The sequence below is a fragment of the Bradyrhizobium sp. AZCC 1721 genome, from assembly GCF_036924715.1.
Lineage (GTDB): Bacteria > Pseudomonadota > Alphaproteobacteria > Rhizobiales > Xanthobacteraceae > Bradyrhizobium.
In genome coordinates this window covers 6,110,509-6,132,118 of sequence record NZ_JAZHSB010000001.1, presented here as the reverse complement: position 1 = coordinate 6,132,118, position 21,610 = coordinate 6,110,509, and the positions used below count along the sequence as shown (strand labels likewise).

The 21,610-nt window shown below is 63.3% G+C and carries 18 protein-coding genes; 8 read left to right on the top strand and 10 right to left on the bottom strand.

Going from position 1 to position 21,610, the window contains the following annotated elements:
- The first annotated feature begins 1 nt into the window (after nucleotide 1).
- Nucleotides 2-499 (top strand): TPM domain-containing protein, encoded by a 498-nt coding sequence (locus tag V1273_RS29255; RefSeq protein WP_334380296.1) that lies wholly within the window; start codon nucleotides 2-4, stop codon nucleotides 497-499.
- Between the two features lie 272 nt (nucleotides 500-771).
- On the opposite strand, the gene V1273_RS29250 is transcribed toward V1273_RS29255, so the two are convergent.
- Both V1273_RS29250 and V1273_RS29245 read right to left on the bottom strand, forming a co-directional pair.
- Nucleotides 772-1,584, bottom strand: coding sequence for an MBL fold metallo-hydrolase (locus V1273_RS29250; RefSeq protein ID WP_334380297.1), 813 nt, complete (start codon nucleotides 1,582-1,584; stop codon nucleotides 772-774).
- Nucleotides 1,581-1,955, bottom strand: a complete 375-nt coding sequence (locus V1273_RS29245; RefSeq protein WP_334380298.1) for a Crp/Fnr family transcriptional regulator — start codon at nucleotides 1,953-1,955, stop codon at nucleotides 1,581-1,583. Before V1273_RS29245 ends, V1273_RS29250 begins: the two co-directional genes overlap by 4 nt.
- Nucleotides 1,956-2,195: 240 nt before the next feature.
- Here V1273_RS29245 and V1273_RS29240 point away from each other — a divergent pair, with 240 nt between their 5' ends.
- Nucleotides 2,196-3,194 carry a hypothetical protein gene (locus V1273_RS29240; protein WP_334380299.1) on the top strand — a complete coding sequence of 333 codons (999 nt, stop codon included), beginning with the start codon at nucleotides 2,196-2,198 and terminating at the stop codon, nucleotides 3,192-3,194.
- Between the two features lie 89 nt (nucleotides 3,195-3,283).
- A complete protein-coding gene (locus tag V1273_RS29235; RefSeq protein WP_334364819.1) occupies nucleotides 3,284-4,786 on the top strand; it encodes a hypothetical protein in 1,503 nt (500 codons plus the stop codon).
- A 27-nt stretch (nucleotides 4,787-4,813) separates the two neighbouring features.
- On the opposite strand, the gene V1273_RS29230 is transcribed toward V1273_RS29235, so the two are convergent.
- From V1273_RS29230 to putA, 3 genes are all read right to left on the bottom strand, one after another.
- Complete coding sequence (locus V1273_RS29230) at nucleotides 4,814-5,461, bottom strand: glutathione S-transferase family protein (RefSeq protein ID WP_334380300.1); 648 nt, start codon at nucleotides 5,459-5,461, stop codon at nucleotides 4,814-4,816.
- 11 nt (nucleotides 5,462-5,472) lie between these two features.
- Nucleotides 5,473-6,678, bottom strand: coding sequence for a CaiB/BaiF CoA transferase family protein (locus tag V1273_RS29225; RefSeq protein ID WP_334380301.1), 1,206 nt, complete (start codon nucleotides 6,676-6,678; stop codon nucleotides 5,473-5,475).
- A 109-nt stretch (nucleotides 6,679-6,787) separates the two neighbouring features.
- Entirely contained in the window at nucleotides 6,788-9,799 is a 3,012-nt protein-coding gene (gene putA, locus V1273_RS29220; RefSeq protein ID WP_334380302.1) for a bifunctional proline dehydrogenase/L-glutamate gamma-semialdehyde dehydrogenase PutA, read from the bottom strand.
- Between the two features lie 246 nt (nucleotides 9,800-10,045).
- Between putA and V1273_RS29215 the strand changes: the two genes are divergently transcribed.
- The gene (locus V1273_RS29215) at nucleotides 10,046-10,705 is read left to right on the top strand and encodes a hypothetical protein (RefSeq protein ID WP_442894119.1); all 660 of its coding nucleotides are present in this window, start codon (nucleotides 10,046-10,048) and stop codon (nucleotides 10,703-10,705) included.
- Between the two features lie 148 nt (nucleotides 10,706-10,853).
- On the opposite strand, the gene V1273_RS29210 is transcribed toward V1273_RS29215, so the two are convergent.
- Both V1273_RS29210 and V1273_RS29205 read right to left on the bottom strand, forming a co-directional pair.
- Nucleotides 10,854-11,054 carry a cold-shock protein gene (locus V1273_RS29210; protein WP_028351035.1) on the bottom strand — a complete coding sequence of 67 codons (201 nt, stop codon included), beginning with the start codon at nucleotides 11,052-11,054 and terminating at the stop codon, nucleotides 10,854-10,856.
- A gap of 383 nt (nucleotides 11,055-11,437) precedes the next feature.
- Entirely contained in the window at nucleotides 11,438-13,168 is a 1,731-nt protein-coding gene (locus tag V1273_RS29205; RefSeq protein ID WP_334380303.1) for an adenylate/guanylate cyclase domain-containing protein, read from the bottom strand.
- Between the two features lie 402 nt (nucleotides 13,169-13,570).
- Here V1273_RS29205 and V1273_RS29200 point away from each other — a divergent pair, with 402 nt between their 5' ends.
- Together V1273_RS29200 and V1273_RS29195 are read left to right on the top strand one after the other, a co-directional pair.
- Entirely contained in the window at nucleotides 13,571-15,070 is a 1,500-nt protein-coding gene (locus V1273_RS29200) for a glycosyltransferase family 39 protein (protein ID WP_334412286.1), read from the top strand.
- A 783-nt stretch (nucleotides 15,071-15,853) separates the two neighbouring features.
- Nucleotides 15,854-16,426 carry a hypothetical protein gene (locus tag V1273_RS29195; RefSeq protein ID WP_334411690.1) on the top strand — a complete coding sequence of 191 codons (573 nt, stop codon included), beginning with the start codon at nucleotides 15,854-15,856 and terminating at the stop codon, nucleotides 16,424-16,426.
- Nucleotides 16,427-16,617: 191 nt separating this feature from the next.
- Here V1273_RS29195 and V1273_RS29190 read toward each other — a convergent pair whose 3' ends face one another.
- Nucleotides 16,618-17,649 carry a YcjF family protein gene (locus V1273_RS29190; protein ID WP_334364811.1) on the bottom strand — a complete coding sequence of 344 codons (1,032 nt, stop codon included), beginning with the start codon at nucleotides 17,647-17,649 and terminating at the stop codon, nucleotides 16,618-16,620.
- Nucleotides 17,646-19,109, bottom strand: coding sequence for a YcjX family protein (locus tag V1273_RS29185; protein WP_334411689.1), 1,464 nt, complete (start codon nucleotides 19,107-19,109; stop codon nucleotides 17,646-17,648). The genes V1273_RS29190 and V1273_RS29185 overlap by 4 nt, the downstream gene beginning before the upstream one ends.
- Nucleotides 19,110-19,380: 271 nt before the next feature.
- Between V1273_RS29185 and trhA the strand changes: the two genes are divergently transcribed.
- Both trhA and V1273_RS29175 read left to right on the top strand, forming a co-directional pair.
- Nucleotides 19,381-20,079 carry a PAQR family membrane homeostasis protein TrhA gene (gene trhA, locus V1273_RS29180; protein WP_334380308.1) on the top strand — a complete coding sequence of 233 codons (699 nt, stop codon included), beginning with the start codon at nucleotides 19,381-19,383 and terminating at the stop codon, nucleotides 20,077-20,079.
- Between the two features lie 27 nt (nucleotides 20,080-20,106).
- Complete coding sequence (locus tag V1273_RS29175) at nucleotides 20,107-20,901, top strand: SDR family oxidoreductase (RefSeq protein WP_334364809.1); 795 nt, start codon at nucleotides 20,107-20,109, stop codon at nucleotides 20,899-20,901.
- Between the two features lie 138 nt (nucleotides 20,902-21,039).
- On the opposite strand, the gene V1273_RS29170 is transcribed toward V1273_RS29175, so the two are convergent.
- Nucleotides 21,040-21,471 (bottom strand): hypothetical protein, encoded by a 432-nt coding sequence (locus tag V1273_RS29170; protein WP_334411688.1) that lies wholly within the window; start codon nucleotides 21,469-21,471, stop codon nucleotides 21,040-21,042.
- Between the last annotated feature and the right edge of the window lie 139 nt (nucleotides 21,472-21,610).

Sequence of the window (21,610 nt, the reverse complement as noted above, 5' to 3'; positions counted from 1 at the left end):
CATGAGCATCGCACGTATCATCAGGCATCTTCTCCAGCATCACTGGCGTCGCCGCCGCGATTTCCCGCCAGCCGTCTTGGCAGGGATCGAACAGGCGATCAAAGCGGGCGAGGCAACTCATTCCGGGCAGGTCCGTTTCGTGGTCGAAGGCGCGCTCGACGGCGCACCGCTGTTTCGCAACCAGCCCGCGCGAGAACGGGCGCTGGACGTCTTTTCGCATTTGCGGATATGGGATACCGCCGACAATAACGGCGTGCTGATCTATCTCTTGCTCGCCGATCACGACGTCGAGATCGTCGCCGACCGCGGGATCGATGCTAAGGTCGGTGCTGAGGGGTGGGAGAAAATCTGCCGGCAGATGGAAGCCGATTTCCGCGCCGGGCATTTCGAGCGGGGCGTGATCACTGGCGTCCAGGCTGTGTCGCGGGAACTGGTGACGCATTTTCCGAAGGCGGGCGGCGGGCCGAATGAACTCCCGGATGCACCTGTGGTGATGTAACCCACGCCCAATGCCCTAAACCAATGGATAGTCGGCTCCATCCGTTTCCATAGTGTGAGCCTACCTCTGGACGGATTGGCCATACCTGCATGCAATGGCATCAGCCGATGCTGGGTGTTACCGATAATGCAGTAAGCGGAATGCAAAGCAACGGAACCGGACCCGCGAGCCGGCAGTTGCAAGACAAGGTCGGCGGCGTAACGCCCGCCGGCCTTTTTCTTGATCAAGCGGACAGCGAACTGCTCGACATTGTATCCTGCGGGCCGGCAGGCCTAGCTGTCGTCGAGCTTGTTGAGGTCGCGCACCGACTGCATGATCGGCTCGAAATTCGCTCGCGCGTCCAGCGCGTCGAATAATTGCGCGGTATCCGACAACAATCCATGCGAGCGCTGGATCGCGATCCGCACATCCTCCTGCGGCGTGTCGGACAGCCGTCCGTGGCCCGACAGCAGGATTTTCGAGTTCAGGCCCTTCAGCCGCTCCAGCGACTGGATGTAGTCGGCGATGCTGCCGGAGCCGAACACGCCGCCCATGACGCCACCGGGCATCAACGTATCGGAGGCGAACAGCAGTCCCTTGTCCTGGTCGAACAGCGTGATGCAGGCCGAGGTATGGCCGGGCGTGTGCATCACGTTGAGGCGGAAACTGCCGAGGTCGATCAAATTGCCTTCTTCAAGCCAGAGATCGATGTTGATCGGCACGTTCGGCTCGTTGAACATCTTGCGCAGCATTGAGAAGTCGTCGCGCAGCATGATCTTGTTGGCGGCGAGGCGGTGCGCGGCGATGAAGGCGCGGCCGTGGAAATGATAGGCCGCGCCGATGTGGTCGAGATGCTCGTGGCTCAGCACTACCATATCGATATCGTCGGGCTTTACCCCGACGTGATCGAGAGACGTCAGCAGGTGCGGATAGTTCGAGGATAGCCCGACATCGATCAGGATGGTGCGCGAGCTCCCTCGCACCAGATAGGCGTTCGCCGCACGGTTCTTGAAGCGGACCTGGTAGACGTCTTCGGCGGCCTGGATCAGCGTACAGAAGTCGCTCTCGAGCAGCGTCTTGAACGGGCTTGGTCTGCGCTCGCTCATGAACCGCCCGCGGTTCGGAAGGCGACCGTGTTGGAGGCCCGCAGGCGCTTGCTGAGCGCATCCATGATCATCAGCGCAAAGGCAGGCTGCTGGCTCACCAGGTAGACGAAGCGGGCGTGATTTATGCGCATCACGCGGGTGTGTGGGGTGGCCGCAATGGCCGTCGCCGAACGCGCCGAGCCGTCGATTACCGCCATCTCGCCGAAGAACTCACCCTTGCCGAGCGTGACGATCACGGTCTTGCTGGCGCCGTTCATCTTGGCGATCTCGACCTTGCCGTCGAGCACGACGAACAGTTCCCGGCCGGTCGAGCCTTCCTCAAAAATGACGTCATCTACATCAAACTCGTTGATGCATTTCTCGATGGTCATGGTGGCCCCCTGCCTTTCTGGCTGGTCGGTTGCGTCCATGTTAGTCGGGAAAAGAGCCGGCGCAAACGGAACCACGGATGCCGCAGGGCAGCATAGGAAAGGCTGGACCGGGATGGCTGACGTGTATCAGGCCAAAACCGGACCGGATCAGTTCCTAAAATTTCGGTAAGGCCCGGGCCGGTAACGATTTGGCAAGCAATAAAAGTTACCAAATGGTCAATCAATTCTGGAGAATCCAACGTGAGCGATCAACAATCCCAGCCCACCAGCGGTGAGACCGGAACCCTTGGGGCCGGGCCAGCCGCACCGGACAAACCGGCGCCGAGCGAGCCGGTGGCCGCCGCGGCTGAGGTCGAGCCCGTGAGACTGGCGCCCGAGCAGGAAGAGACCGCCCCGAAGCCAGACGCGCCCAAGGTGGACGCCGTCAACATGGAAGCGCCAAAGGTTGAGGCTCCCAAGGTTGATGCTCCCAAAATCGACGCCGTAAAGCCGGAAGCGCCGCGCTTCCCCGGCAATGTGACGATCATGTCGCCTGGCGACCGCGTCGGCACTGAGACGAAGGCTGCGCCGGCGGAGCCATCGTCCGGCAAGCGCAGGATCGGCGCCATGGCCGCCGTTGTGGCGCTGGCGACCGTGGCCGGTGCGCTCAGTGGCGCGTTGGCGACCACAGGTATTGGAAAGTTGATGGCCGGAGATTCGACCCAGGCGTCGGCAAAGGACAGCGCCCTCGAAGCCTCGGTGGCGCGGCTCGATGCCGAGATCGGTGCACTGAAGGCGAGCCTGGAGCAGACGTCCAAGACGACGACAGGCCAGCTCAACAAGGCCAGTGATCGCCTCGACAAGGTCGAGAAGGCCCAGGCCGAGCCCGCGGCGAAACTTGCCAAGCTCAGCGAGACCGTCGACAAGCTCCGCGCCGCCCAGGCCTCCGCAACGACCGCTGCTGCCGCGCCGGCCCCTGCGAAGGAAGTGACCGGCTCGGTGCCGCAGCAGGTTGCTGCCGCCGCGCCCGCGCCAGCACCCGCGGTTCCGCCCAAGCCTGAAGTCGCCCGCCTGCCGACCGTCGAAGGCTGGGTATTGCGCGATGTCGGCAACGGCAGCGCGCTGATCGAGAGCCGCCGCGGCATGTATGAGGTCTATGCCGGCGATCCCGTGCCCGGCCTCGGCCGTGTCGACGCCATTCGCAAGCAGGACGGCCGTTGGGTGGTCGTGACCAGCAAAGGCCTGATCGCCGCGCGATAACGCACGACAAACCAACAGCAAGGCGTTTCACGGCGATGTGAAGCGCCTTTTTTCTTGAATAGACCTCTTCGCGCGGTGTTAGTTGCGACATGAGCCGCGCGCCACGATTTCTCGCCATTTTGTTTGCTCTGCTGTGTGGTGCTTTGTCGGCGCGTGCGGCACAGGGTGCGGCGCTTGGGCGCGGTGCCGCTATCACCGATCCCGTGACGTTACGCGGGCTTGATGGTGGAAAACTTCGCCTCGACCGCATGCTCGTGCCGGAGCGGTCGGCGGATATCCCGCTTGCCAATAGCGAATTATTCGCTTTGCCATCGATGGCGACAGTCCGGCATGCGATCGACGGCGAGTTCGATCGCTACATCGCGCGGCATCACGCGAGCCTTTCAAAGGAAACGATCGGCATCGGCGAGGGCTTCGATTTCCAATTGTTCGACCGCACGCTGCTTTATTCACAAGAGACGCGGTTCGTGCTGGCCGGCATCGTCAATCGTATGGACCGCACCTACGCCGCAGAAGCAAGCTGCGGCGAGATACGCCTGATTTACCGCCTGACGCGGGTCAACAAGGCGGCGGGCGACGATGCGTCGCCGCCGCGGCTGCCGATGACGCTGAACCTCGTGCTGAAGGCAAGAGGCGAGGGGGCGGCGATCGCATGCTCCGAAATTGCCAGGCGCTGGCTCGGCGGAGAGCCGTCGGCGAGCGATGGCCCGCTCGATCTGATCGACTATCAGAATATCGATCGCATCGAGACCAATCTCCAGATCGCGCACGCGCCGAAATCCTCGGTTCGCGACTTCCGTACTGATTATCTCCTGAAGGTGTTTCGCTACGACCGGCAAGCGCGCGCGTTCGTGGAATCGCCGATGGAGAACCAGATCGACCGTGCGCGCCTTCTGGCGGACGATGGCCTCAAGCGCGAGTTCAGGGCATGGCTGCTCGATCCCGTCAATCTCGTCGCGTTCGATCGTGGCACCGTGCTGATCCCGGAAAAATTCCTCGCGAGCGGCGCGATTGCGCCAACGCCGGTCGGATTCGATCCGTCGGATCTGGAGCCGGAATTCGGGCTGGTGCATGGAGAGGGCGCCGTGTTCAGCGATGCTGACGTGGTGACGGCGTTAAGGAAGGCCACGGAAGGCGGCGCGAAGCTGCAGAATATCCGCTCGCGTGCCGGGTTCGAGCGGCGGCTCAACGACGTGACCTGTTCCGGCTGCCATCAGACGCGCGGCATCGGTGGCTTTCATTTCCCAGGCGTCGACTGGATGGCTGACAAGCCTTCGAATACAACCGTGGTGCCGGCGTCGCCGCACTTCTTCGGCGACCAGATCCGCCGCCGCGATATTCTCGCGGCGCTGCGCGACGGCGAGCCGCCGGACTATTCGCGCGGATTTGCCAGCCGTCCGCAGTTGCGCGGCAGCACCGAACTTGCCGGCAGCAACTACTACGACGGCTGGGGCGCGCATTGTTATGTGCGAGGCAAGTCAGCCGCCAACGATGACGGAAGTTTTCGCGACTGGACCTGCGCCGAAGGGCTGACCTGTCAAGCCGCCGGCAAGATCTCGCGCATCGGCATGTGCTTCGTCAAAAGCCGGTAGCGATACGCAAGGTCGCTTGACGCACGACTATTTGGCGTAGTGCGTCAGGCGCTTGCCGGGTAGCAGATCATACGCTGATTTCCAGCCGGGCAGTTGCGCCATCCGCGCGAGCCAGGCGTTGATCGCGGGATGGCTCACCGCCCAATCATACCCGGTCTCGTCTGCGGGATAATGCAGATAGGCCATCATGGAAATGTCGGCCACCGTCGGCCGTTCGCCGATGGCGAATGCATTCTTCTGCATGTGTTGTTCGAGAATCGACAGGAAATCGTCGAGGCGCCTGCGGAAATGTTTCAGCACGTGCTCGTCCGGCGACGGCGTGAAGGTTCGGAAATAGCGGTACGTCGCCATGTAACCGGTGAGCTTGTGGTTGTCCCAGAACAGCCAGCGCAGCAATTCGAACTGTTCCTGCTCGGTCTCGCCGTCGAACCGGCCGAATTGCTTTGCCAGCTTGAGTAGGATCGGCGCTGTCTGGGTGAGACGCTCGCCGTCGACCTCGAGCACGGGAATTTCGCCCATCGGATTGACGTCGCGCCGCCATTCCGGCGTGCGCGTGATGCCGCCGCCGAAATCGGTCCATACCGGCTCGAAGCTCTGCCCACACAGGGTGAGCATCAGCGCGAGCTTGTAGCTGTTTCCCGACTCCGGAAAGTAATGCAGTCGATATCTGGGCATGGCTTTTCGACTTACGCCACTGCGCCGGCCGAGCGCAGCGCTTTGATTGCTGCCTCATCATAGCCGGCGTCACGCAAAATTTCGTCGCTGTGCTCGCCGATGCCGGGCGGCTTGCGCGGCTGGACCTTGCGGCTGCCGTCGACCCAGATCGGACTGTTGATCGTGAGCATGGTGTCATTTTCGAACGGCACCAGTACCTCGTTCTCGATCATCTGCCTGTCATTCGGAATATCGTCGAGGATGCCGACCACGCCGAATACCAGGCCGTTGCCGTCGAGGATCTTGCGCCATTCCGCAAGGTCCTTGGTCACAAACGTCTCGTCGAAAATCTTGATCAGCTCGATCGACCGCGCATGACGGTCCTTCTTGGTCTCGAAGCGGGGATCGGTGACGAGATCCTCGCGGCCAAGGCAGCGCGCTAGCGTCGGCCATTGCCGGTCCTCGTTGAGCAGGGAGAGGATCAGCCAGCGTCCGTCCTTGCACTGGTAGTGGTTGGTCACCGCGTTCAGCGCGCGCTCGCGCGGACGGCGTTCGCCGAATTTCGCGCCGACCAGTTTTGCTTGCGCCAGCACCGAAGCGGCCCAGACGCCGTTGGCCATCAGGTTGGAGCTGACATGCGATCCCTTGCCGGTGCGCTCGCGCTTGTAGAGCGCTGTGACGATCGCGCCGTAAAATGCCATCGCGCAGGGGTGGTCGCCCATGCCGGCGATCGAGCGCGCCGGCGTCGTATGTTCGTCCGCCCGTACCAGGTCCATTAGGCCGGAGCGCGCCCAATAGGCATTGGAGTCGAAGCCGGGCTTGTTGGCTTCCTCGCCCTTCTCGCCATAGCCGGTGAACGAGGCGTAGATCAGGCGCTCGTTGTGGGGTGCCAGATGCTCGTGGGTGATGCCGAGCCGTTGGCGCACCTGCGGCGGGTAGTTGGTGATGAAAACGTCGGCCTGGGCGGCGAGGCGATGCAGCACCGCCTGTCCCTCGGGCTTGGAGAGATCGAGCGCGAGGCTCCGCTTGTTGCGCGCCTCCAGCATCCACGCAAAATTGTACTCGCTATGCGGGTAGCCCGGCAAATTCGGCAGGTTGCGATAGGGATCGCCGGCGCCGGGCGGCTCGATCTTGATCACGTCGGCGCCGAAATCCGACAGCACGGTGGCGGCCGCGGGCGCGGCGATGAAGCTCGCGCAATCCAGAACCTTGAGGCCGTCGAAGATACCCTTTTCCATAGTGCCGCCGCTCCGTGTGGCTTGTTGATTTTTTTCGCAAGTCGGAATTACCGCTAGCGAAAATCTGGAATTCGGATGCCATTTGGCCCATGCGGGGTGGGCGATGCAACTACTCGCCGCCAGACATCAGCGCTGCATTTCCGCCGGCAGCCGCCGTGTTGATGGTCACCGTCTGCTCGGTTGCAAAACGCGCCAGATAATGCGGCCCGCCGGCCTTGGGCCCGGTGCCGGATAGCCCGTGGCCGCCGAACGGCTGCACGCCGACGACGGCGCCGATCATGTTGCGGTTGACGTAGATATTGCCGACCTGCAGGCGCTCGATGGCGTCTTCCACCGTATCGTCGATCCGGGAATGGATGCCGAGCGTCAGTCCGTAGCCGGAGCGCTCGACCGATTGCAGCACCTCGTCGAACCGGTCAGCGCGATAGCGAACCACATGCAGCACTGGGCCGAACACTTCTTCCGTGAGCTGGCCGGCATCGGACAGTTCAAAAATATGCGGTGCGACGTAATTGCCCTGTGGTGCGTGACCCGCAAAGTGCACCCGGGCTTCTTTCTTCATCCGTTCGATATGCGCGTCCAGCCGCTGCTTGGCCTCGGCGTCGATCACCGGTCCGATATGCGTGGCCGGATCGCAGGGGTCGCCGATGACGAGTTCGCGCGCCGCGCCCGCAATCATCTCGATCACGCGGTCGGCGACGTCGTCCTGCAGGAACAACAGCCGCAGTGCCGAGCAGCGCTGGCCGGCGGAGCGGAATGCCGAGGTCACGACGTCGTCGGCGACCTGTTCGGGCAGGGCGGTGGCATCGACGATCATCGCATTGATGCCGCCGGTCTCGGCGATCAGCGGCACGATCGGCCCATCCTTGGCAGCGAGCGCGCGGTTGATCGTGCGCGCCACCTCGGTCGAGCCGGTAAAGACGACGCCGGCGATCTCGGGATGTGCCACCAGCGCGCCGCCGATCCGGCCGTCGCCGGCGATCAGATGCAGCGCTGATGCCGGCACGCCGGCTTCGTGCAACAGCCTGATGGCTTCAGCCGCAATCAGCGGCGTCTGCTCGGCCGGCTTCGCGACGACCGCGTTGCCCGCCATCAATGCCGCCGCGACCTGTCCAAGGAATATCGCCAGCGGAAAATTCCACGGCGAGATCGCGACGAAGACGCCGCGGCCGCGCAGACGGAGCATATTGCTCTCGCCGGTTGGGCCCACAAGCGGCTTGCCATCGCCAAACAGCTCGCGTCCCTGTGCCGCATAGTAGCGGCAGAAGTCCACGGCTTCGCGGACTTCTGATACCGAATCGTCCAGCGTCTTGCGGCCCTCTCGTTGCAGCAGCGCGATGAAATGCGCCGCGCGGGCTTCCAGGAGATCCGCAGCTTTTTTAAGCACGGCTGCGCGTGTCTTGGCCGGTGTTCTGCTCCAATTCGTGAAGCCGGCGCGTGCGGCCGATACCGCCGCATTCGCCTCCATCTCCGTCGCATCCGCAATGCTTCCGGATGCGGGCAGTCGTTCCGCGGCGATGGCCGAGACGAGTTTGCTCAACGCCGCGCGTTCACCGAATTCGATTCCGCGGGAGTTTTTTCGTTGCGGCCCATAGAGGTCGCGCGGCAGCGGGATATTCGGATGTCTGGCATTATCGGCGCTGCCGACGATATCAGCAGGGCGCCGCAGCAATTGCGAGACCGGCACCGCCCCGTCGGCGGCGAGCGCGACAAAGGATGAATTGGCGCCGTTCTCCAGCAATCGCCGCACCAGATAGGCGAGGAGGTCGCGGTGGCTGCCGACCGGCGCGTAGGTGCGATGAGCGATATCGGGACGGTCTTCGCCTAGCTTTGCGTAGAGGGCCTCGCCCATGCCGTGCAGGCGCTGGAATTCGAATCCGCTCTGCTCCGTTGCCAGTTCGAGGATGGTCGCGACGGTGAGCGCATTGTGGGTGGCGAACTGCGGAAATATCCGTGGTCGCAGCGCCAGCAATTGTTTTGCGCAGGCAACGTAGTTCAGGTCCGTCATCGCCTTGCGGGTGAATACGGGATAGCCGTCGAGCCCGCGTTCCTGCGCGCGCTTGATCTCGGTGTCCCAGTAGGCGCCCTTGACCAGCCGCACCATCATGTTGCGGTCGAGGCTGCGTGCGAGCCGATCGACGTAATCGATCACGTCACTGGCCCGTTTCTGGTAGGCCTGGATCGCTAGCCCAAATCCGTCCCAGCCCGCAAGCGAGGGATCAGCGAAGGCTGCCGCGATCACGTCGAGCGACAATTCCAGCCGGTCCGCTTCCTCGGCATCAACCGTGAAATTGAGATCATAGGCTTTGGCTTGCCGGGCGAGATCGATCAGCCGCGGAACCAGTTCGTCCATCACCCGCGCTTGGCTCACGGCCTCGAAGCGGGGATGCAACGCGGAGAGCTTGACCGAGATGCCGGGCCGGTCGGGCAGGGGACGGTCATCGGCCGTGCGGCCGATCGCCTCGATGGCACTGGCATAGGAAGTGAAGTAGCGCGCGGCGTCGTCGTCGGTGCGGGCGCCTTCGCCGAGCATGTCGAAGGAGTACCGTTGCTGGCGCGCGGAATGCGGTTGCGCCCGCGACAGCGCCGCCTCGATGGTCTCGCCGAGCACGAAATGATTGCCCATCAGTCGCATCGCCTGCCGCGTTGCCGCCCGCACCGCGGGCGCGCCCAGCCGCTTGGTCAGCCGCCCGATGGTGCCCTGCGGGGTCTCGCCGGGCTGGATCACGCGGGCCGACATGCCGAGCGCCCACGCCGAGGCGTTGACCAGGAAGGCGCTCGACCTGGTTTCATGATGGATGAAGTCGCCCTGGCCGAGTTTGTCCTCGATGAACTGGTCGGCGGTGCGGGCGTCCGGGACCCGCAACAGCGCTTCCGCCAGCACCATCAGCGCCAGCCCCTCCTTGGTCGACAGCGCGAACTCGCGCAGCATGTCCTCGACCCCGCCGAGAGGATCGTCGTTGGCCCTGATGGCTTTGATCAGCGCAGTCGCTGCGCGATCGATGCGCCGCTCCTGCGCCGCGTCCAGCCGCGCGGCCTGGAGCAGGCGGGTGGCCATCGCGCGGTCATCGGGCGCGTAGGGCGCGCGGAAGGGTGGAAGCGGCGACGGAGGAATCAGCATGGGATTTCTAGCATGGGATTTCTCTTGGCTTCGGCCAGTCTAACGGGGCCGGGATGGGCGGAACAGGCCCGCAAGTCCCCTCAATTGCGCTGGGGATGGCGGCGCCGGCGGAACCGACTGGCGCATGGAAAACACAGCGGCCGGAATTTCGCCGGCCTGATCCACAGATCGCGGGCTTGCTGGTTGGCAGCGTGCGGGAGCCGCGCTAATCGTCAGGCACGCCGTCGCTTGGGAACAGCAGGGATCATGAGAGGTGCCGCTCAGCCGATACAGGGAAGCCGAGCGCGGAATAGCTTCGCGGCCGCGCTTGGCGTGATTCTGGCCGCGCTGTTTGGAGCGCCGCCGGCGAGAGCGGTCGAGATGAGCGCCGAGGTCGCCAATCTCTACAGCTCGGTTTCGATCTATCCGCCTTCAGCCAAATCCATGACCGTATGCTACGGCTTCGTCTGCCGGCGCCGCGAAATCCTCGATTTCACGGCCGGCGACCGCAGCGCGTTGACACAGATCATGCAAGCGGGCCGCGCCTCGGCCGCGGCCGAACGCGCGGCAGTGCAGAGGGCGGTGGTGTGGTTCGATCGCCGCATGGGGCCGATCATCGGCACCAACAAGCGCGTGGCGAAAGCTGACTTCCGCTACTTCGACGACAAGCACAATTACGATTGCTGGGACACCACGCGCAACACCACCAGTCTTTTGCTGGTGCTGCAGGAGTGGGGCCTGTTGAAGCATCACGCGATCGGCGATCCGCGCTATCGCGGTAATACGCTGGTATTGCAGACACCGCACAACACCGCGGTGCTGGTCGATCGCGCCACCAGGGTCGAATGGGTCGTCGATCTCTGGCCGCGCGGCTACCTGCAGCCACCGGACGTGATGACGGTTCAGAAGTGGGTCACGGAAGATTGAGCGGCCGGTTTTTCGCGCAACGATCTAGCCATCGTGCGTGCAGAAGCGGTGCCCGCTCCGCCGAACGCTCACAGTTTTCGAGAAGTTTCTTAAGCCCTACTCCCGGATTTAGGTCCGAGAGTGCGCCGTTGCCGATTGCGCGGTCGCGCTAAACCTTGAGGTTCTCGGCCGAAGTTTTGCCGCGGTTGGCGATCTCTTCGTACTCGACGGTCTGCCCTTCATTGAGTGTCGAAAGACCAGCTTTCTCAACTGCCGAAATATGAACGAACACGTCCTTGCCGCCGCTTGAGGGTTGGATAAACCCGTATCCCTTGGTCGGGTTGAACCACTTCACCGTACCTTTAGCCATTCACGTCGTCTCCGCGGAATCAAAAAAATAAACGAGCTGCCGGTCCCCGCACTAACCGGCATGCCCGAGGCATGAGGATACGCGGGTTGGGGCAGGCTGGGTAGCGTAAACGGACCGGCCGTTTCGGCAAAAATGCCCCCATTCCCAGCCGATTCCGGCCGTTTTGAGGGTTTCCGGTCCATTTGACGCGGCCGGGCGGCCGGCAATTCCAATTTTTGGCGGGTGGATCGATCCGCTGCGTTGACGCCATTCTTTCGCCTGGAGGGTGGCGGCGGCGAGCCTTCAGCATGGCTGCGCCGCGCTTGGGCATGGCCGCGCCGCGTTCGCCGACACTTTTCTGAACGATTATTCATGCGCCTCGAACCACCATTGCCGGCGTGATTTCACGCGGCGGCGCTTTGCTCTTCGTTAGCCAGCGCCGGCAGCATCCGCGCATCTGTCACGCTGCGTACGATCATCGGCTCGTTGCGTCCGCGGATCTCGACTTCATGCTGCGGCAATGCATCGGCGGCGAGGCCAGCGGTAGCGCGAACTTCGTCCGAGATGACGACTTCGCATGCAAGGCTCTTGGTCATGTCCTGCAGGCGCGCCGCGACGTTGACGGCGTCGCCGAGCGCGGTGAACACCATGTGATCGCGGTAGCCGATATCACCGACGATCACTTCGCCGCCGTTGATGCCGATGCCGAAGCGGATCGGTTCGCGCAAATCATGTTCGAGAAATTTATTCAATTCGTCGATGTTGGCAGCGATCATCGCCGCCGCGTGCAATGCCTGGCGGCAGGCTTCCTGCCGGCTGGTCGAAAGTCCGAACAGCGCCAGCATGCCGTCGCCGACGAACTGGTTCGGCATGCCGCCGCTCGCGAGCACCGCCTGCGACACCGCGCCGAGGAACCGGTTGACGATGAAGACGGTGTCGAACGGCAGGCGCTTTTCCGCAAGCTTGGTCGAGCCGCGCATGTCCACGAACAGGCTGACGAGATAGCGCTCCTGACCAATCCGCGTCGGGTGCGACTCGTGACCGTCGGCGGAGGTGAGCGGCAGGAAGAGTTGAAAGAATGAGAGATCGGATGGCGGCCGCAACTGACAGGCGAGGCGGATGGATGGATCCGAGGTGCCGACCCGGCCAAGCACGAACGCCTCGCGCTGCGACGGCTCTGGCAGCGCAGAGCAGTCGCCGATGATGCGGATGCGGCAGGTCGAGCAGCGGGCGCGGCCGCCGCAGACGCTGGCATGCGGCACGTTGTTGCGCAGGCTCGCCTCGAGTACGCTCAGGCCCTTCGGCACACGGACGGTGCGCCCGTTGCCGTAGGACAGGCTGATCATGCCGCGGCGGCGCTCGTTGATGGCGCGCACGCCTCTCGCCACCAGCGCGATGCCGATTAGGCCGAAATAGCCGAACAGGAAATAGTCGGTGATGCGATCGAGCGCCTGCGCCTCGGCCCGCGTGCCGATCTGGCGCTCCGACTGGGTTTCCGCCCGCCATTCCACGCTGTCATTGTCAATCACCATGCGCCCGCTCTGATAGAAGCCGAGCATGGAAAGCGTCGGAATAAGTACCGCCGCGGCGAGCAGCAACGGGGCTGCGCGCTTGTAGAACGCCCGCATCCGCAGCCACAGATACAGCCCGATGCAGCCATGCACCCAAGCGATGGTCATGACCGCGAGCATCATCCAGATCCGCCACGGCGCCCAGATCCAGTACAGGAACAGGATCTGCGGATAGAGTTTCTCATGTCCGTAGAGCGTCTGGCCGAGCCGGACGCCGATGATATGGGCGATGATCAGCATCGGCACGCTGAGGCCGAGTGCAAGCTGCAGCGGCTCGATCGCCTTCCAGCGGAATTGCCGGCGTTCATACAATGCCCAGATGCCGAGCGCGGTGTGCACCAGGCATGCCGCGTAGAACAGGACCGTGACCGGCAGGAACTGCCAGAACGACGTGTGGAGATAGACGCCGGTCGCCAGCGCCTCGAGCGAGATGTTGCCGAGCGCATGGTTGAGGAAATGGCTGACCAGATAGGCGAACAAAATCACCCCGGTGACAAGGCGGACCTGCCGCAGGCTGATGCCGCGGAGGAAGGTCGTGATCTGGTCTCGGGAGAGGGCGGCCATGCGATCCATAGGTCAATATTGGGCAATGGTAGCGACTAATTCATACGGTGAATACCACTCGCCGTCGTCCCTGCGACCCGTCTTCGCCAAGGCTTCGCCGGGGTTTGACGTTGGGCTCGCCGAAGCTTTAGCGAAGGCGGCACGCAGGGACCCATACTCGCGGCCTCTCAGTGGGGCTGTGGCCATGCGGTTTTCCTTATCATGATCGGTGGTTATGGGTCGCCTGGGTTCACAGGGACGACGATCAACTTTTTTCCGCCGCGGCTCGTTGACACTCCCGGCACAGTCGAGGAAAAGCGCGCCGTGACCATAGCCCCGCCCAATAACAGCCAAGCCAAACCGGACCGTTCTGCCACGCCGCCCTGGCTTGCCGTGGCGTTGCTGATCGCCGCGTTGACGGCGATGCGGCTGGTCTATGCCAGCGTGCTCGATCTCCGTACCGACGAGGCCTATTACTGGACCTGGTCGAAGGAGAGCGCGCTCGCTTTTCTCGATCATCCGCCCGGCATCGCCTGGCTGATCCGGTTCGGCACCGCGATCTTCGGCGACACCAATCTCGGCGTGCGTTTCGGCGGCATCGTCGCGATGCTGGTCACGCAGCTCCTGCTCGCCGACATCGTCCGGCGCGTGACGCATGATGTTCGCGCCGTGATCTTCGCCATGCTGTTGCCGGAAGCAGCGCTGTATTACGGGCTGCTGATGGCGAAGGTCGCGCCCGACACCGCGATGATCCCGTTTGCGGTCGCCATGCTGTGGGCGCTGGTGCGGCTGCATGAGAGCGGCAACCCTCGCTGGTGGCTTGCCGCGGGACTGTTCGCAGGGTTGGCGCTGCTGTCGAAGTTCACCGCGATCATGCTGTTGCCGGCGGTTGTGGCGTTCGTGCTGGTGCCGGACTGGCGCCGCCGCTGGCTGCTCAGCCAGTATCCATGGCGGGCAGCGCTGATCGCGGCGATCGTGTTTTCGCCGGTACTGATCTGGAATGCGCAGCACGATTGGGCCTCGTTCCGTTTCCAGTTCGTGCGCGCGGTCGCGACCCATCAATTGTCGCTCCGCACTGTCGGCGAATTCATCGGCCTGCAGTTCGGTCTCGTCGGCTTCGTGCTGCTGCCGGTGGTGCTGTCCGGCGTCATGCTGACGGCCTGGCGCGGCTACCGCACCCGCGAGCCGGTCGCGATCCTGCTGTCGACCGCCGTGCTGGTGCCTTTCCTCTATTTCCTCTGGAAGTCGCTGACCCTGCGGGTCGGCGACACCTGGCCGATGTTCCTGTGGCCCGCCGGCTTTGCCGCGACCGCCATCAACCTCGTCATGCTGCCGCGTGAGGGCTTTTCGGAGTGGATGGTCCAATCGACGTTCCGGTGGGCGAGGGTGGCGGTGATCTCCGGCATCGCCTTCGTGGTCGGCGTGTTCTTCTATTATATCGCGGCGCCCTGGAATTTTATCGGCAGGACCGATCCGATCGGTGGCGAGGCCGGTTATGAGCAAGTCGCGACGCGCGCGCGGGATCAGTTGCGAGAGACCGGTGCGAGCTGGATCGCGACGTCGGATTATCGCACCTATGCAATGTTGCGCTGGTATTTCAAAGGGCAGGTGCCGGTCATCCAGATCAACGAGCGCGGACGGTTTCAAGGCTTTCGCGATCCCGGCATGAACCTGATCAAGGATCATCCCGGCCTCTACGTCGCCCGTGAGCCGGACCATCGCCTGCCGCTCTGGAATCTCACCACCGCGAAGCGGCAGCCGCTGGAGCGGGTCGAGCGCGTCTGGCGCGGGATGGTGATGGATACCTACGCGCTGGAAAAATTGACGGGCTGGACCCCCGAACTCTCGCCGCCGCCGGATTCGCCGCTGTTCCGCTGGCGTGTGCTGGCGGGGCGCGAGGCGCATGACAATCGCCTTTCGTGAGGTCGTCATCCCCCGCGCATGCGGGGGGCCAGTACGCCGTGGCCTTTCCACGTCATTGCGAGCGAAGCGAAGCAATCCATCTTTCCGCGTATGAGGTGGCAATGGATTGCTTCGCTTCGCTCGCAATGACGTGTGGCTACAGTTTCGCATTCTCGCGACATGTTTAGCCCGAGGTTTGCATCTTCTTTTCCCGCCCTCTCATTCAGAGGGCGCAGGGAAGACCGGGTGCTTGCCGCACCCGCGGTCTCGTATGCAAGTGCGCAAAGCAAAAACGCACACGAGCATACAGGTACAGCGGGAGCATCCCGGCCTTCCCTGCGCAATGGCTTTACGGCTTACTTCGCGCTCTTCCCGGAGAACGGCTCTTTTGCCTCCGTCGTCGGCGGGACACTTCCCGCAGACTTAACGCCAGCACCGCGGCGCCCGAACCACACGACTTCGCCGTACGCTTCCTGCGCCTACGTCTTGCGCATTCCGCGTCCATCGCATCTCACCGCACGTTCGTGACGATCGCGAGCGCCCCTCAATGGGTGAGACGGGCGCAGTTATGCCGATGATTTGCTCCGGAAGTTAAGCGGAATATTTTTGGTTCCTGGGCTTGACACGATTTCTGAAAATCAGAAGTGATTTGCTCGTCGGGCAGTCACATACGACGTCACAGATGACAGACCTAGTGATTTAGAGATGACTCAACGCAACTGACTCGCTAGGATTTCGCGACGACAATCTCGCCCATACCAAAGCACCGGAGTAGCAATTTTGGCGTCGTGAGGAGCAGTGCAAATGAGTTTCATCCGTTCGGACGAACATTCCGCGCCCCATAGTCCAGACGATCCTCTTTACTACGCACCGCGCGCGGTGCGCAGTGAAGCGGCCCATCGATCTAACGCGACACAGACGAGATCGGACCATTTGCCTCCCACTTCCTCTCGGTCTCGTTTTGATGAGATGCGTGAGGAAGCCTTCGCCAAATCCAACCGGCATCCGCTGGAGTTGCAACTCGCTCACGAACGCCGTCCACGACGCGCGCTGTTTGCCGTTGCGGGTGGAGTTGCCGCAGCAATCGGTGTCGCTGTGGTCGTGGCGCTCATCTTTTTTAACCTAGTTCCAAAGTTAGAACGCGATCGCTCGGAGCTCGCTGTTTCCATTTCCACTCCCGCATTGGCTACACCGGCTCAAACGACGCCCAAAGACTCCCAAGAGCTGCTACACGGTTTCATGCAGTTTCAACAATCACAAGAAAGCAATAGCCCGGAACGTGCTGTTTCCGAACCCGCCTCCGCTGGAACGGCTAAGGCGCCCGAAAAATCCGAAGCTCTGCTTGAGAAATTCATCCAGTGGGAGCAAAGAAAATAGCGTCAAAGAACAGGACGCGCCACCAAGCCATTTCCGAAAATTGCGTTGCTCGATATAGGACGGATAGAAAGTAACTGCCGCGGGGCTCGCGGTATTCATAGGTGACATCGATCTGATGGTACGGACCCCCGCGTCAGACACCGCTCGTCGCGCCCGGAATGACGGTGAGAGCAGATGCCGTGGCGATTGGCTTACGCCTCATCTTCGCGCTTGCTCAAAAGGTCCTTGGCGAGATCGGAGAGCGCAGGCCGCGGTAATGCCGTGAACGGCAGCGGGCGCGTCACATCGATCGCGGCCAATCCCAGCCTTGCCGTCAGCAGGCCGTTGAGCACGCCCTCGCCGAGCCGTTGCGAGAGCTTTGCCGCGATACCGTGGCCGAGCATCTGCTGCACCAGGCTGTCGCCCACCGCCATGCCGCCGGTGATGGCGAGATGGCCGATGATTTGGCGCAACAGGCTGATCATGCCGAGCGTGCCGGGGCGGCCGCCATAGAGCCGCGCCAGTTGCCGGATCAAGCGCATCGCGGCGACGAACACGAACAGCACGTCGATCAGCGCGCGTGGGCTCACCGCGGTCACGACCGAAACGCGCTGCGCGGCCGTTGAAACCAGCCGGCGCGCCTCCTCATCCAGCGGCGCCATCAGTTCGCGCTCGGCAAGCTTGATCATGTCGGCGCCATCGATGATGTCGTCGGCGTGGCTGGCAAGCGTGGCGCGGGCGCGCGCCAGTTGCGGGTTTTGATGCGCGAGCTTGAGGAGTTCGTTGACGACGGCGCGGCTCTCGGCGCGGTCGTCGCTGCGCAGCACTTCAGTGGCGCGCTGGTGCAGCTTTTCGATCGCCGCCAGCCGCGCCAGCCCGAACGCCTCGCGCGCGATGACGACGGTCAGCGCCAGTCCGGCCGCCGCCGCAAATGCCAGCGCGACGTAGCCCAATGTCTGGCTGCGCGCGAACAGGTCCTCGATCAGGTTGACGACGCCGAGCCCTGTGCCGAGCAGCACCAGCCCGCCGATAGCCGACCAGAACAGCGCGCCCCAGCGAAAGCCGCGGCGCATCGGGACCCTCGGTGCATCGAGTGGAACGGGCAACAGCGCCGGATCCGCCTCCGGTGTGATCTGCACCGTGCCGCGGGCAGGGCGGCCGGTGTCGTCCGGGTCTATCACGATGACGCCGGGATCGCCGAGCTTGAACGTCGCCGGTCGCCGATGCGGCGTTTTCTCGCTCATTGCAGTCGGTCTCCGATCAGGAACTGAAGGGCGCGGTCGAGGCGGATGTGAGGCAGCGCGGGCTCGTCCTTGCCGGTGCGCTCCAGCAGCGGCGGCCGGAAGCGCAGGAAGCGGAAATCGGCGCTGTCGGACGGTATGCTGGAAAGGCCGCGAAAGCCGCCCTTGAACAGTTCTTCGGGATCGGCGGGGAGATCACCCGGAAAGGTCGCCACTTCGGTCTCGCCATCGAAGGCCTCGCCATTGGCGGTCTCGCCGGGCGCGGGCGTGCCGAGGATCGACGGCAGCTTCTCCCGGCCGCGCGTAACCATTGCCTCGCGCGTGGCGCGTACCGCTGATAGCGCGACCACGTCGATGGCGGCGCCGGCATATTCGGCGCGGTCGGCTGCCTTGGCGGCGGCCCGCCGTAGCACGGCTTCGAGCCGGTCGTGGCTGGAATGGTGCAGATGATCGGCCTTGGTGGCGGCAAACAGAATCCGGTCGATCCGCGGACGAAACAAGCTGCTGAGGATGGTGCTGCGACCGATCCGGAAGCAATCGAGAATGCCGGCAAGCGCGGCTTCGAGATCGTGCAGCGCCTCGGGCCCGGCATTGAAGGCCGCGAGCGCATCGACCAGCACGATCTGGCGGTCGAGCCGCGCAAAATGATCGCGGAAGAACGGGCGCACCACGACGTCCTTGTAGGCTTCATAGCGCCGCCGCATCATCGCCCACAGCGAACCGTCGGGCGCGGCGCCATCAATGGGCACGTCGAGCGGGGCGAAGGTCAGCGCCGGCGATCCTGCGAGGTTGCCCGGCATCAGGAAACGTCCGGGCGGCAGCAGGCTCATGGCAAACCGTTCGTCGCGGCAGGCGCGCAAATAATCGGTGAAAAGTCTTGCGGCGGCGAGCGTCGCCTGCTCGTTCTCGCGGCTCTCGGGTTGAAGCGCCTTCAGATGCGCGTGCCAGGGCGCGGCGAGTGTTGCCCGCGGGCCTTCGCGCGACAGCGCAAGACTCTCGGCCGACCATTGCTCGAAACTCCTGTTGAGCAGCGGTAAATCGAGCAGCCATTCGCCGGGGTAATCGACGATGTCGATGGTGAGCGTGCGGTCCGCGCCGTTCTGCCGCTGGTAATCGATGACGAGGCGCAATTCAGAGATGTCAGTGGTCGAGTTCGGCCAGCGCCGCTGCTCGATGAGGGTGCGGACGTGGTTTTCATAGTCGAAGCGCGGCACCGCGTCGTCCGGCTGCGGCGCGAGCCGGGCGCCTGCGATCCGGCCCGAGGCGTAGGGTTCGAACACCGGAAACCGGCCGCCGCGGGTCAGGCCGTGGATCAGCGCCGTGATGAACACGGTCTTGCCGGCTCGCGACAGGCCGGTGACGCCGAGCCGCACAGTGGGATTGAAAAAGCTGTCGCCGTAGTCCAGCAGCGCCCGCGCCGACAGGCGCGCTTCCTCGACGATATCTGAAAAACTGGGGGCCATACGGGGCGGAAAGCTCGAGAGGGGCGTTGGTGTGCAATTACCGGAGAAGTGGCGATTGGCGGACCGAAATCAAGCGCTTGTGATCGTCTGACGAGCGAATCCGCTCGGGATATCCGGCGGTTACCGGCTGCACGAAAATGCCACGGCGACGGGATACTGGCATCGTCAGCGAAAGCGCATGGCGACGGCCCTGGAGCCGGCGGCGTGAACGGTTCGTTGACCTCGGAAGACCCATATATAATCGCTCCCTCACCACGTACTGCGGACCTGCATGACTATCTTCAGACTGAAACAAATCGCCTCGACATCCATCCATGCGGCGGCTGGCGCCATGCACTGGAATTACGACCGCGCCGAGCTGATCGCCGATGGCGTCGTGCATATCGTCGGCGTCTGTTTCGGGCTCATCGCCGCCACCGCCCTGATCGTGCTGACGGCGGTCTATGCCGGTGCGTTCGAAATTACCGTGGTGTCCGTTTACGTCACAGGCCTGCTCGCGATGCTGACATTGTCGGCGGTCTATAATCTCTGGCCGGTGTCGCGCGCCAAATGGGTGCTGCGCCGCTTCGATCATTCGGCGATCTATCTCTTGATCGCCGCGACCTATACCCCGTTCATCGTGGAACTCCGGGACAGCTATCTCGCGATCGCGCTGCTGACCGGGGTGTGGTGCATCGCGATTGCCGGTGTGGTGCTGAAACTGGCGCTGCCGGGGCGATACGATCGTTTGGCGGTCGGCCTCTATCTCGCCTTGGGCTGGAGCGGCGTCACGCTTTACGACGCCGTGGTGAAGGCGGTGCCGCCGCTGGCGCTGGGCTTTTTGGTGGCAGGCGGCGTGCTCTATAGCCTTGGGGTGATCTTCCATTCCTGGCAGCGGTTGCGCTTCCAGAACGCGATCTGGCACGGCTTCGTCTTGCTCGGCGCCGCCTGCCATTATACGGCTATTCTCGATATGGTGGTCCTGACGTAGGATCATAACAAACGGGAGAGAGCGACCATGCAGGTGACAGGCAAAGTCGTGGTCGTCACCGGTGGCGCCAATGGCATCGGCAAGGCGATGTGCGAGGCCTTTCATCGTGAAGGCGCCGCCAAGATCGTTGTTGCCGATATCGATCCCGATGGCGCGCGAGCCGTCGCCACTCCGATCAGTGGGGCGGCCTTCAAATGCGATGTCGGAAAAGAGAAGGACGTCCTTCACGTCATCGAGGAGACCGAGCATCAATTCGGCCCGATTGCGCTGTTCTGCTCCAATGCCGGCATCGGCGGCGGTTTCGATCCACTGTCGGTGAATGCCGGCGGAAACTCCGACGAACCGTGGCAGCGAAGCTGGGCCGTTCATGTGATGGCCCATGTCTATGCGGCGCGGCATTTGATCCCGCGCATGAAGGCGCGCGGCGGCGGCTATTTCCTCAACACGATCTCGGCGGCGGGACTATTGTCGCAGGTCGGCAGCCCGGCCTACTCGACCACCAAGCATGCCGCAGTCGGCTTTGCAGAGAATCTCGCGATCTCGCACAAGGCCGACAACATCAAGGTTTCGATCCTGTGCCCGCAGGGCGTCGACACCAACATGCTGCGCTCGATCCCGAAGGGCCCGCAATCGGGCGACGGCGATCTCTCGCCGGAGCAGGTAGCACAGGACGTGCTGAAGGGGCTGGAAGAGGAAACCTTTGTGATCCTGCCGCACCCGCAGGTGCTCGGCTACATGCGCAAGAAGACCGAGAATTACGACCGCTGGATCGCGGGCATGGCCAAGATCCAGGCGAAGATGCGGGAAGCTTACGGGAAATGAGCTGAGGGGCACACGGACCTCTCCCCCGTCATTGCGAGCGAAGCGAAGCAATCCATGGCTCAACACGCGGAGGCATGGATTGCTTCGTCGCGTTGCTCCTCGCAATGACGGAGGAGAGAATTTCGCATTACTCCTTTGCTACTGACACCTGTGCATCAAGCCGTCGTCCAGGCGGACCATTGTGCCGGGCTGGCAGATTATGCCGTTGCGCGCCGCGTAGTCCTGGCTCCATACGCCCGGACCGCCGTAATAGGCGTTGGGACTGTTGCCGCCGTAGTAGGCGTAGGGTCCGTTGCCGCGGTCGTAAGCGTAGGGTCCGCTGCCGTAGTAGGCGGCAGTCGCTCCGGCTGCGACAGCACCGGCGCCCACCGCGGCGGCACCGGCCGCGGCCCGCCGCGCCTGCCGCCGGGTAACGCCCGGCGCCGGGGTCAACGGATCAACCGTCTGTGCTTGCGCGCGCTCGACAGATAGCGAAACGTTCCTTTGTTCGCTCCAATCAAACGAGAGCATGGTCGCGCATGTGAAGACGGAGATCGCGAGGGCAGCTTTTCTGAGGCTTGGCTGTTTCATGGCATTCACTCCATGGTTGCCCCATGCCGAATTCTCGTGCGAACGTAGAACAACGTCAAGTAAATGACGCGTATGGAACTCGCGGTCCAATAGACGAGCCCTATGGGTCATGAGCTGGTATGCCAGGCTATTCGGACGG